Origin of the sequence: Xanthomonas sp. 1678, from assembly GCF_031455575.1 — a bacterium.
Lineage (GTDB): Bacteria > Pseudomonadota > Gammaproteobacteria > Xanthomonadales > Xanthomonadaceae > Xanthomonas_A.
The window spans coordinates 157,456-169,669 of sequence record NZ_JAVDSZ010000004.1 but is presented as its reverse complement, the minus strand read 5'-3'; the positions used below and the strand labels follow the sequence as shown (position 1 = coordinate 169,669).

Annotated in this window: 8 protein-coding genes; 1 reads left to right on the top strand and 7 read right to left on the bottom strand. The window is 71.6% G+C overall.

All coding sequences use genetic code 11. The annotated features are described in order from the left end of the window. Window positions 1-105: 105 nt before the first annotated feature. The 4 genes from purL to xerD form a co-directional block, all read right to left on the bottom strand. Window positions 106-4,245 carry a phosphoribosylformylglycinamidine synthase gene (gene purL / locus J2Y70_RS09970; RefSeq protein WP_309916676.1) on the bottom strand — a complete coding sequence of 1,380 codons (4,140 nt, stop codon included), beginning with the start codon at window positions 4,243-4,245 and terminating at the stop codon, window positions 106-108. Window positions 4,246-4,552: 307 nt separating this feature from the next. Then, on the bottom strand, window positions 4,553-5,371 hold the full coding sequence (locus J2Y70_RS09965) for a DsbC family protein (RefSeq protein WP_309916673.1): 819 nt from the start codon (window positions 5,369-5,371) through the stop codon (window positions 4,553-4,555). A 90-nt stretch (window positions 5,372-5,461) separates the two neighbouring features. Continuing rightward, on the bottom strand, window positions 5,462-7,621 hold the full coding sequence (locus tag J2Y70_RS09960; RefSeq protein WP_309916670.1) for a hypothetical protein: 2,160 nt from the start codon (window positions 7,619-7,621) through the stop codon (window positions 5,462-5,464). Between the two features lie 67 nt (window positions 7,622-7,688). After that, window positions 7,689-8,663, bottom strand: coding sequence for a site-specific tyrosine recombinase XerD (gene xerD / locus J2Y70_RS09955; protein WP_263397196.1), 975 nt, complete (start codon window positions 8,661-8,663; stop codon window positions 7,689-7,691). Window positions 8,664-8,826: 163 nt separating this feature from the next. Between xerD and J2Y70_RS09950 the strand changes: the two genes are divergently transcribed. Beyond that, window positions 8,827-9,309 (top strand): RDD family protein, encoded by a 483-nt coding sequence (locus J2Y70_RS09950; RefSeq protein ID WP_309916664.1) that lies wholly within the window; start codon window positions 8,827-8,829, stop codon window positions 9,307-9,309. A gap of 113 nt (window positions 9,310-9,422) precedes the next feature. Here the strand turns inward: J2Y70_RS09950 and J2Y70_RS09945 are convergent, their stop codons facing one another. From J2Y70_RS09945 to lptF, 3 genes are read right to left on the bottom strand one after another with little or no spacing between them, the layout of a single operon-like run. Then, window positions 9,423-10,001, bottom strand: coding sequence for a GNAT family N-acetyltransferase (locus J2Y70_RS09945; protein WP_309916661.1), 579 nt, complete (start codon window positions 9,999-10,001; stop codon window positions 9,423-9,425). Beyond that, window positions 9,971-11,077, bottom strand: coding sequence for an LPS export ABC transporter permease LptG (gene lptG, locus J2Y70_RS09940; protein WP_309916656.1), 1,107 nt, complete (start codon window positions 11,075-11,077; stop codon window positions 9,971-9,973). The genes J2Y70_RS09945 and lptG overlap by 31 nt, the downstream gene beginning before the upstream one ends. Beyond that, on the bottom strand, window positions 11,074-12,159 hold the full coding sequence (gene lptF / locus J2Y70_RS09935; protein ID WP_309916653.1) for an LPS export ABC transporter permease LptF: 1,086 nt from the start codon (window positions 12,157-12,159) through the stop codon (window positions 11,074-11,076). Before lptF ends, lptG begins: the two co-directional genes overlap by 4 nt. Window positions 12,160-12,214 lie beyond the last annotated feature (55 nt).

The window sequence follows — 12,214 nt, the reverse complement described above, 5'->3', positions numbered from 1 at the left end:
GCGCAGCGCACGCGCCGCAACGGATCATGCGCCGGGGCGGCGCAAGGCGTGCCCGCTTGCAGCATGCCGCCGCGCCCGCCAACGGCGGACGCGGCAGGCGCGTGCTCAGCCCACCCACACCCGCGCGTTGCGGAACATGCGCAGCCACGGCGAGTCGTCGGGCCAGCCCTCGGGGTGCCAGCTGAGGTTGAGCGTGCGCTGGGTACGCTCCGGATGCGGCATCAGGATCGTCACCCGGCCGTCGTCGCTGGTCAGGCCGGTGATGCCGTCGGGCGAGCCGTTCGGGTTCAGCGGATAGCGCTGCGCGACCTCGCCGTTGCCATCGACGAAGCGCAAGGCCACGCGCGCAGCGGCCTGGTCGACGGCAGTGTCGAACTCGGCGCGGCCTTCGCCGTGCGCCACCGCCACCGGGAGCCGCGAGCCGGCCATGCCGCGCAGGAAGATCGACGGCGACTCCACCACCTCCAGCAGGCTGGTGCGCGCCTCGAACTGTTCGCTGCGGTTGCGCAGGAAGCGCGGCCAATGCTCGGCGCCGGGAATGATGTCCTTGAGCTGGCTCAGCATCTGGCAGCCGTTGCACACGCCCAGCGCGAAGGTGTCCGGGCGCGCGAAGAACGCCGCGAACGCATCGCGCAAGGCGGGCCGCTCCAGGATCGAGGTGGCCCAGCCGCGGCCGGCGCCGAGCACGTCGCCGTAGCTGAAGCCGCCGCAGGCGGCCAGGCCGACGAAATCGGCCAGGTCCACGCGGCCGGCGATCAGGTCGCTCATGTGCACGTCGAAGGCGCGGAAGCCGGCGCGTTCAAACGCGTTGGCCATCTCGATCTGGCCATTGACGCCCTGCTCGCGCAGGATCGCGACCTTCGGCCGCTGGCCGCTGGCGACGAACGGCGCGCCCACGTCCTCGGCCGGGTCGAACGCCAGCTTCGGCTTCAGCCCCGGCGCGGCGAAATCGCGCGCCACGGCGCGTTCCTCGTCGGCGCTGTCGGGGTTGTCGCGCAGCTTCTGCAGGGCATGGCTCACCGACCACCACGCATCGAACAGCTCCTCCCAGCGCCATTCGACCAGGGTCTTGCCGGCCAGCCCCACGCGCACCACCGCGGCGGTGCTGGGACGGGCGATGCGCTGCGCGCATTCGGTCAGCGCGTGGCGCTCGACCAGGTCGGCGAACGCGGCGCGGTCTTCCTTGGCGATCTGCACCACCGCGCCCAGTTCCTCGTTGAACAGGCTGCGGAACGGATCGTCGCCCCAGGCGTCGAGGTTGATCTCCAGGCCCTGGCGCGAGGCGAAGGCCATTTCGCACAAGGTGGCGAAGGCGCCGCCGTCGCTGCGGTCGTGGTACGCCAGCAGCAGCCCAGCCGTGCGCGCATCGCGGATCAGTTCGAAGAACGCGCGCAACCGCTGCGCATCGTCCAGGTCCGGCACCGGCCCGCCGAACGCCGGCAAGCCGCCTTCGGCATGCACCTGCGCCAGCACCGACCCGCCCAGGCGCTGCTTGCCGCCGCCCAGCCCGATCAGCCACAACTCGCTGTCGGCCTCGCGCGCCAGCAACGGCGTCAGCTGGGTACGCGCATCGGCCACCGGGGCGAACGCGGAGACGATGAGGGAGACGGGGGAAACGCTTTTGTGTGTGGTGGAGCCGGGACCGGGGACCGGGGACCAGGGACCCGGAACAGCGGCAGGATCGGCGACGGCGGGATCGCGGGCATCCTGCTCTTGCTCCTCCCCGGTCCCCGGTCCCCGGTCCCAGGTCCCGACCACTCGGTCGCGAGTCCCGGCCACATTCCACTGCGCCTGCATCGACAACGAATCCTTGCCGACCGGAATGCTCAGCTCCAGCTGCGGGCACAGTTCCATGCCCACGGCCTTGACCGCGGCGTACAGCCGCGCGTCCTCGCCGGCGTGATTGGCGGCGGCCATCCAGTTCGCCGACAGCTTGACCTGGGCCAGCGCCTCGACCGGCGCCGCGCACAGGTTGGTGATCGCTTCGCCGACCGCCATGCGCGCGGCGGCGGCGGCATCGAGCAGCGCCAGCGGGGTGCGCTCGCCGATCGCCATCGCTTCGCCGGCGTACGTATCGAACCCGGCCAGGGTGATCGCGCAATCGGCCAGCGGCAGCTGCCACGGACCGATCATCTGCTCGCGCGCGGTCAACCCGCCGACGCTGCGGTCGCCGATGGTGACCAGGAAGCTCTTGGCGGCCACCGCAGGATGCGCCAGCACGCGCAACCCGGCCTCGCGCAGGTCCAGCGTATCGGTGTCCAGCTCCGGCCAGCGCGGCGCCGGCGGCTGCCGCGCATCGCGGTGCATCTTCGGCGGCTTGCCGAACAGCACGTCCATGGGTAAATCGATGGGGTGCTGGCGGGACTCGGGACTCGGGACTCGGGACTCGGCAGAAGCGGGTTCAGCGGGAACTGCAAGATCGACAGTCGACGCATGCAGCGTGCTTGCCGCCTGCATTTGCTCCATCCGAGTCCCGAGTCCCGAGTCCCGAGTCCCGAGCACCCCATATCCCACCACCAGCCGTTCTTCGGCAGTGGCCACGCCGACCGCGGCGAACGGGCAGCGCTCGCGTTCGCAGATCGCGGCGAATTCGGCCAGGCGCGCCTGCGGCACGCCGAGCACGTAGCGTTCCTGCGATTCGTTGCACCACAGCTGCATCGGCGACAGCGACGGATCGTCGCTGGGCACGCGGTCCAGGTCGATGATGCCGCCCACGCCGGAGTCGTGCAGCAACTCGGGAATGGCATTGGACAGCCCGCCGGCGCCGACGTCGTGGAACCAGCGGATCGGGTTGTCGGTGCCCAGCGCCACGCAGCGGTCGATGACCTCCTGCACGCGCCGCTCCATCTCCGGGTTGTCGCGCTGCACGCTGGCGAAATCCAGGTCCTCGGCGCTGTCGCCGGAGGCCACCGAACTGGCCGCGCCGCCGCCCAGGCCGATCAGCATCGCCGGGCCGCCGAGCACGATCACCGCATCGCCCGGCTGCAGGCGGATCTTCTCGACCTGGATGCGGTCGATCGCGCCGAGGCCGCCGGCGAGCATGATCGGCTTGTCGTAGGCGCGGGTCAGATCCTGCGCCTCGGGCAGTTCGAAGCTGCGGAAATAGCCGAGCAGGTTGGGCCGGCCGAATTCGTTGTTGAACGCGGCGCCGCCGAGCGGGGCCTCGAGCATGATCTCCAGCGCCGGGGCCATGCGCGGGTTCAGCGGGCGCTCGCCTTCCCACGGCTGCGGCAGCGTGGGGATGCGCAGGTGCGAGACGCTGAAACCGGTCAGGCCGGCCTTGGGCTTGCCGCCGCGGCCGGTGGCACCCTCGTCGCGGATCTCGCCGCCGGCGCCGGTGGAGGCGCCCGGGAACGGCGCGATCGCGGTCGGGTGGTTGTGGGTCTCGACCTTGATGCAGAACGCCGACGGCGTCACCGGCTCGCTGCGGTATTCGCCGCTGGCCGGGTCCGGGCGGTAGCGCGCGGCCGGATGCCCTTCCACCACCGCCGCATTGTCGCTGTACGCGCTGAGCGTGTGCTGCGGGGTCTGCTGGTGGGTGTGCTTGATCATCCGGAACAGCGAGCGTTCCTGCTCCTTGCCGTCGATGCTCCAGCTGGCGTTGAAGATCTTGTGCCGGCAGTGCTCGGAATTGGCCTGCGCGAACATCATCAGCTCGACGTCGGCCGGATCGCGGCCGAGTTCGCCGAAGCGCTGGCGCAGGTAGTCGATCTCGTCCTGGGCCAGGGCCAGGCCCAGCCGCGCGTTGGCCGCTTCCAGCTGGTCCAGCACGATGCGCTCGACGTCGCCGCGCGCCGGCGCCTGGAACAGCGCCTGCGCCTGGGTCGCGCTGTCCAGCAGCGACTGGGTCATCGGGTCGTGCAGCAGCTTGGCCAGCGCCGCCTGCTGGATCGCGTCCTGCGGCCAGCCGGCCAGGTCCAGGCGGGTGCCGCGCTCCACGCGGCGGATCGCCAGGCCGGCGCCGCGTACCAGCTCGGTGGCCTTGCTCGACCACGGCGAGCGCGTGCCCAGCCGCGGCACCACGTAGCGCGAGCAGGTGCCGGCCTCGGCCGCGATCGGCGCGTCCTGCGCCTGCAGGATGCGCTGCGCGGTGGCGGTATCCACCGCGGCGTCGGCGTCGCTGTCGATGAAGTAGACGTGCCAGGCGCCGGCGATGCGCAGACCGGGGACGACGGATTGCAGGCGGGTTTCGAGCCGAGCGCGGCGGAACGGCGAAAGGGCGGAAGCGCCCTCGAGGACGATCATGTCCGGGGAACCGTGTGAGGAAACGGGCTGGCTATTGTAGCTGGACAGCCGGGATTGGGGATTCGGGATTGGGAGATTCGCGAAAGCCGGTGCCACGGCCGGGGATCCGCTGCCTCTCGCAGCGCTACCAGCGCAGCGATCTCAGGCGACTTGGCAGACCCGGACTACCGTTCCGCCGGAGCCTGGCTACCACCAGCGCCAACTGACGCGCGGACGAAGCCCTTCATTCCAGAAAGCCGGCCATGCTTCCCACCGACAGCACTGCCGCCCTGCGAATCTCCAATCCCACATCCCGAATCCCAGCCCCTCAGCGACTCCCGCCCGCCCGACCCGCCTCGGCCGCGCGCTTGTCCAACGCCTCGCGCAGCTGCGCCGGCGGCAGGTAGCCGCCGAGCTGGGTGCCGTCCGGGGCGAAGATCGCCGGGGTGCCGTTGACGCCCAGGCGCTGGCCCAGGTTGTACTGCATGGTCACCGGGTTCTTGCAGCTGGCCGCGCCGGGCACCTTGCCGCTGGCCTTGGCGTCGGTCAGCGCCTTCTTCTTGTCGGCCGCGCACCACACCGCGACCATGTCCTTGTAGTCCTGGCTGCCCAGGCCCATGCGCGGGAACGCCAGGTACTCCACCGCGATGCCCTGCTTGTTGAGCTCGGCGATCTCGCTGTGCAGCTTGCGGCAGTAGCCGCATTCGATGTCGGTGAACACGCTGATGGTGTACTTCGGGTTGGCCGGCGCGAACACGATGCGCTCGGTGCGCGGCGCCGATTCCAGCAGCTTGCGGCGGTAGCTCAGCAGGCCCTCGCTGGAGGCGAACTGCTTTTCCTGGATGTCGAACGGCTGCGCCTGGAACAGGTAGCGGCCGTCGTCGGACACGTACAGCACCTGCCCGCCGACCACCACCTCGCGGAAGCCGGGGAACGGCGCGGCGCCGATGAAGTCGGGCTTGAAGTTCGGGTCCAGCTGCAGCAGCGCCGCACGCACACGCTGTTCGCCCGGGGCGCCGGCGGGAGCGGTCGCGGCGGCAGGCTTGGCGGCCACGGCCGTGGCGCTCTTGGACGGCGGCGCGGCCGGCTGCGCGCAGGCGGAAAGGCTGGCGGCGCCCAACAGCGCGCTAAAGGCAATACGGAGCATTGGCTATCCATGGGAGCGACGAATCGGCCGGATTGTCGCATACCGCTCCGACCGCCTCGTGTAGACAGCCGCGCGCCGCTGGGCGCGCGCTCAGTCGGTGGAATGCTCCGGGTAGGCGCCGGCAGCGGCCGGATCGTGCAGCGCGGCCGGCAGCGCCCAGCGCAGCAGGCCGCGATCGGTCAAGGCCCACAGCGCCTGCCCGTCCCATGCGAACGCCAGCGCCGCCAGCCCGGCGCGCGCCGGCGCCGCCAGCGGCAGCGGGGAACGCATCGTAGCGAGCGGCCACACCGCCACCTGCAAGCCGCCGCCGGGCGCATCGCTGCCCAGCGCCAACAATCGGCCATGGGCCGAGCGCGCCGCGGCCTTCAGCGTCTCGGCCCGGCCGAGCAGCGCCGACAGCCGCACACTGCCGTCGCGCAGGTCGACCACGTGCATGCCGACGAAGCGCTCGCCGCCGCCCGCCGCCGGCACGAAGCGCGGCGGCGACGTGCCGTGCGGGTCCAGCAGCAGCACGAAGCCGGTGGCGATCCAGCCGCCCTGCAGCGAGCCCAGCGGCGTCGGCACCCACTGCGCCACGCCGCTGGCGTCGAACGGATCCGGCACGCCGAAGCGCTGCGGCAGCGCGAACGCACGCAATACGCGGCCGCTGCCCGGATCCAGTTCGGCCAGCCCCTCGGCATCCTCCACCCACAGCGCACGCGGATCGCGCAGCCGCACCGGCCACAGCTGTGCGTTGCCCTTGCTCGCGCCGTCCATCAGCGCCTGCCGCGGCGCGGCGAAGGCGCGCGCGAAGGTCCAGGGGCCATCGCTAGGTGGCGGCGTGGCCGGCGTACTCATCGTGAAGCGCCCGCTGCCGAACGCGCCGGCACCGGCGGCGTCGCTGTGGTGCGCGAAATAGGCCGGGCGCTGCGCCGCATCCAGCTCCCAGCGGGCGTAGCCGCGGTCGTCCGCCGCGTCGCCGGCAACGGCATGGCGGCGCAGCTGACGCGTGCCGACGTCGTAGACGTGCAGCACCTCGTCCTCGTCGCCAGCGGCCTTGGCCCGGAACCACACGCTGCCGCCCTGCGCGTCCGCCATCAGCCGGCGCGCGCCCTCCTCGCCCTGCCACACTAGCGCCGCCTGCCACTGCTCGCCGTCGCGGTGCAGCCGCCACAGCCCGGTGCCGCTGGCGGGGCCACCCAGGACCTGCATGCTGAGCAGCAGGTCGCCGTCGGGCAGCGCCAGCAGGTCCTGCGGGTAGCGCGCGCCGTTCGTCGCCGCGGCCATGCCGGCGAGCGCGTCCCACGGCAGCGCCTCGACGGGCACCGGCGCAACGCCGTTGCCGGCCGCCACGAAGGCGACCGGCGGCGCGGGCGGCAATGGCGCAGCCGGCAATGTCCACGCCAGCGGCGAGGCCGCGACATGCAGCGCCGCCTGTGGCGCGCTCGCCGCGATCGCCGCGCGCACGCCCTGGAACAACGCCGCCGGCACCACGCGCTGGCGCAACTGGCGCGGCGGCGGCGACGGACCGAACGGATCGATGTGGGAGAGCGTCTTGAGCACGCTGTGCTCGGGATTGGCGTAGGTGTCGGTACGCTCGATGCGCAGCGCGGTGGCCGCGGTGCCGAACGCGGCGGAGACGTCGAACACGCACAGCGTGGTCTCCAGGCCGCCACCACGGCCCTGGCGTTCGCTGCGCGTGGCGCAGTATTGCGGATAGTGCGCATCGCGGAACGCGGCCAGCGCATGCCGATCCTGCGGCGCCCACTGCGTGCGCCTGTGCGCCCGTTGCAGCCGCAGCTGCGCCTCGCCCGCGGTCAGCGCGCCCTGCGCGACCGCCGCCTCCAGCATCGGCGCGGTGACCTGCGCGACCAACAGCGCACGCAGGTCGGCGCGCCGCGACAGCAGGACCTCGTCCCAGTCGTCCGGCAGGTACGACAATTCGGACGCGGCGCTGCGTTCCTCGACCCCGTCCTGCGCCTGCAGCGTCGCCCGCACCGCCGCCTGCACCTGCGCGTACGGCGCTTCGACCAGCAGGTGCGCGACCGCGGCCGGTTCGCGCCGGCCATCGGCCAGCGACCAGAACAGCAGGTCCTCGCGGCGGCGCACCGCCGGCGCCTGCGCGTCGAGCGCGGAGGACGCCGCGGCCAGTTGCCAGGGGCTGTCGCCGGATGCGACCGGCGCGGCGACAGCGCTGCTCGCGATGAGCAGGAACAGGACGGGCCAGGCGCTGGAGCGGGCCTGCGACGCGATGGCAGCAAGGACGTTCAAGTCGATCCGATTCGGCAGGAGTGAGGTCATGGCCGCGGCGTGGCGGCGGCGCAACGCGCCACGCGGCTCAGCCGCGCGGATGGTGCTTGCTGTGCAGTTTCTGCAGGTGTTCGCGCGCGACCAGGGTGTAGATCTGGGTGGTCGACAGCGAACTGTGGCCGAGCAGCATCTGCAACGCACGCAGGTCGGCGCCGCGGTTGAGCAGGTGGGTGGCGAAGCTGTGGCGCAGGCCGTGCGGGCTGACCAGCACCGGATCGATGCCGGCCAGCGCCGCGTAGCGCTTGACCAGGCCCCAGAACTGCTGCCGGCTCAGCGGGCGCCGCGCCGCATCGATGAACATCGGCACGATGCCGTCGCTGGCCGGCACCGCCTGCCCCGCCGCCAGCGCCGGCCGCGCCGTGTCCAGATAGCGCTGCAGCCAGTGCTGCGACTCCTCGCCCAGCGGCACCAGGCGCTCCTTGCTGCCCTTGCCGGTGACGCGCAGCACGCCCTGGCGCAGGTTCACCGCATTCGCCGGCAGGTTGACCAGTTCGCTGACGCGCAGCCCGGCCGCGTACATCAGTTCGAGCATCGCGCGGTCGCGCAGCCCGGCCGGGTCGGCGTCGTCCGGCGTCGCCAGCAACGCCTCGATCTGGCTCTCGGCCAGCGCCTTGGGCAGCGAGCGCGGCAGCTTGGGCGGATCCAGCAGCGCGGTCGGATCGTCGCTGCGCTCGCCGCGGCGCAGGCGCAAGGCGAAGAACGCGCGCAGCGACGACAGCCAGCGCGCGTTGCTGCGCTGCGAGTAGCCCATCCGGGCGCGCCAGGCCAGGTAGTCGAACAAGGCCTGGCGATCGGCCCCCGGCAGTCCGCCGCCGGCCCCGTCGCGCCAGCGCGCGAAGCCCTCCAGGTCGCGCCGGTAGCTGTCCAGGCTCTGCCGCGCCAGGCCCTGCTCGGCCCAGGCCACGTCCAGGAACTGCTGGATCGCGACGGCATCGGCATCGCGCAGCGGGGCGAGCCGTTGTGCCTGTTGGCGGCGTTCGGCGGGGGTGTGGAGGTCGGGCATCGGGAGAGCTTACGGGACTCGGGACTCGGGACTCGGGACCGGGGACCGGGGACCGGGGACCGGGAACAGCCTAGCGCCGACTTCGTGCGGCGCAAGGCGGTGACTGCGCCGATCCCGGTACCAGCCGGTGACGCGCCGGTGGCGCTGCCGCTAAGCTGTGGCGATGACCGCCGCCGCCTCCACCGCCACCGCTTCCCGTCCCCGTGCGCTGCTGCCGTGGCGGCTGCTGGCGCTGTTCTACGATGCATGGCCGGTCGTGGCGCTGTGGTTCGTGATCTCGGCGCTGTTTACCCTGGGCTACACCCTCGAAGGGCATGCGCCGCGCGAGAACATCGCGCCGTTCAGCGCCCTGCAGTGGCTGCTGTGGCTGTGCTGCTGGCTGGTGGCCGGCTTGTACGCCACGCTGAGCTGGCGCCGCGGCGGCCAGACCCTGGGCATGCGCCCGTGGCGGCTGCGTCTGCACGGCGCCGATGGCGGCACGCCGTCCTGGGGCGCGTTGTGGCGGCGCTATCTGGTCGGCACGCTGTCGCTGCTGCTGGGCGGGCTGGGATTCTGGTGGGCGCTGGTGGATCGCGAGCGGTTGACGTGGCACGACCGCGCCAGCGACACACGGCTGACTCGACTTCAGAAGCAAAAAAAGCCCTGACCGCAACGCATGGGCGCGCGGCGGCGCGGCGAGCTACGTTGGTGAGCCATTGCTGCTGCGATGACGCCTAAGCCGGCTCGGCTGGCGCGCCGCAGCAGTTGGAACTTCCGGCGCTAAAGCCACTTCGTCAAAAGCACTGCCTGCTCCGCTGTGCGCTCCACCCCGCCGTAGCCCAATGCGGCGAACAAGGCCAGCGATGCCGCATTGCCGGCATCGATGTCGGCCTCCAGCCAGACCAAGCCAAGCCGCTCCTTCGCGAACGCCTGCACCGCGCCAACCGCTTCGCGCATGAACCCCTGCCGCCAGTGCGCCGCTGCCAGCAGGCAGCCCACTTCCGCCACGGTGTCGCGGAAGTTGTGCAGTCCCACGGTGCCGATCAACGCATTGTCGGAGCTGCGGGCGATGCCCCACTCGATCGCCTGGTCCGCGCCGAATCCCCGGGCCATGCCATCGATCGTCTGCACGTAGTGCGCGTCACGCGTGAACACGGGATCGGCGGCATGGCGCATCACCTGCGGATCGCCATAGATGGTGCGAAGGCTGTCCAGATCGGCGACGCGCACCTGCCGCAGCGACAGCCGGCCGGTCTGCAGCGAAGGAAACTCGACCGGCAGCCGACGCGACAGGCGTGAGCGCGGCTCGGGTTCGCAGGCGCCGCGACTCAATTGCTGCGTTTGCGGAACAGCAGCCACGACACGGTCAGCATCACCAGCGGCGGCAACGCGTAGGCGATACGGTAGTCGAACTTCAATGCGCCGGCCATGCGCCCGAAGAACAGCTGCAGCAGCCAGAACACCAGCGCGAACAGGATGCCCAGGAACAGGCGCTTGCCCATGCCGCCGCTGCGCAGGGCGCCGAACGCGAACGGAATGGCGGCGAAGCACAACGCCAGCACGTTGAGCGGATAGAACCAGCGGCTCCAGTACTGGTCCTCGTAGTCGCGCGCGTCCAGGCCGTTACGGCGCCGGTACTCGATGCTGGTGTGCAGCTCGTGCGCCGACAGGTTGCGCGGCTTGGCCAGGCCCGAGGCCAGCGCGGCGGCGTCCAGCTGCGACGCCCACGGCAGGCTGTCGAACGTCTCGCGCTGCACCGAACGCTCGGCGAAGGTGTCGCGGTAGACGCGCTTCAGGGTCCAGCCGCTGGGACGATGCTCGGCGGTGGCGGCGTGGGTCAGCGAGGCCAGGCGCCCGCTCTGGTCCAGCGTGTACAGGCGCACGTCGCGCAATTCCAGCCAGGTGCCGCTGGTGCCCTGCAGATGCTCTTCGCCGCTCTGCGCATTGAGGAAGGTGTCGCCCTCGCGCGCCCACAGCCCGGAGTAGCGGGCCATGCTCATGTTGCCGTTGTACTTGGCGTTGGCCTTGATCGCATCGGCCTGGTTCTGCGCCCACGGCGCCAGGGTCTCGCCGCTGAACACCATCGCCACGGTCAGCACCGCCATGGTCGCCGCGGCGGCCACGCTCAGCCGCCGCCGCGACAGGCCCAACGCGCGCAGCGCGGTCAGTTCGGAGGTCGCCGCCAACTGCCCCAGGCCCATCAGCACGCCGATCACCGCACCGGTCGGGAACAGGGTGTAGGCGCGCCGCGGCACGGTGTAGGCGACATAGGCCACGGCGTGGCCGAGGCTGTAGCTGCCCTTGCCGATGTCCTTGAATTCGTTGGACAAGGCCATGATCACGTCGAGGCCGAGCAGCACCGCCCAGGTCAGCAGGACAGTGCCGAGCACGGCGCGGCCGACGTAGAGGTCGTGCAGGTGCGGGCGCAGCTTCATGCGGCCTGCCTCCGCGGCCGCGACAGGCGGCCGTCGCGCAGGTAGGTCCACACCGCCAGCGCCAGCAGCGGCAGGGTCAGCCACCACAGGCCCAGCGCGCGCGGCAGCTTGTCGGTGTTCAGCCACTGGGTGCCGATGAACATCAGGTTGGTGCCGACCAGGTAGGCCAGGAACGCCAGCATGATCCGGCCGTAGCGCTGCTGCCGCGGCGAGCTGCGCGACAGCGGCAGGGTCAGCAGCGCGAACGCCAGCGCCAGCAGCGGCGGGGCGATGCGCGCGTGCAGCTGCGCGTTGGCCTGCGGCCGCGGGTCGCCGATCAGCTGCGCGGTGGTCAGCAGTTCCGGATCGTCGTCCTTGCGCGCTTCGTCGCGGTCCGGCAGGGCCACGTCGTTGCTGGCGTAGCGCATCAGCCGGTAGTCCATGTCGTCGCCGGCCAGCGGGCCCTCGATGCGGTAGCCGTCCTCCAGGCGCAGGTAGCGGTCGGCCCTGCCTTCGAAGAACATCGCGCCGCGCTGCGCGGTGACCACGTCCAGGCGGCCGTCCTTCTGCCGCTGCATGAACACCTTGCCCAGTTTGGTGCCGTCGCCGGACAGGGTGCTGATGTAGACGATGCCGCCGTCGGACAGCGTGGTGAAGCGGCCGGCCTCCAGCCCCGCCATCAGCAGGCTGCGGTTGGCCTCGTCGATCAGCCGGTCGGAGGTGCGGTCGGCCCAGGGGCCCAGCCACAGCGAGCACAGCCCGACCAGGGTCACCACCGGCACCACCAGCATCAGGATCGGCCGCAGCAGGCGCCGCGGGCCGACGCCGATGGCGGTGATCACCGCCATCTCCGAGTCGCGGTACAGCCGCGCCAGCGCCAGCAGCAGGCCCAGCATCAGCGCCAGCGGCAGGATCAGCGGCAGGTACACCACGAACTGCAGGCCGAGCTGGGAGAACAGCAGCTTGGCCGGGATGCGGCCGTCGGCGATGTTGCCCAGGACGTCGACCAGCACGCCGCCGACGCTGACCACCAGCAACACGATGAGGGTCGCCAAGAAGCTCTGGATGAAATCGCGCAGCAGGTATCGATCGAGCTTCGGCATGGGGGTGGGTTGATTTAAACTCTCGGATTCGTTCGCGGCGGATCCAGCCTAACCC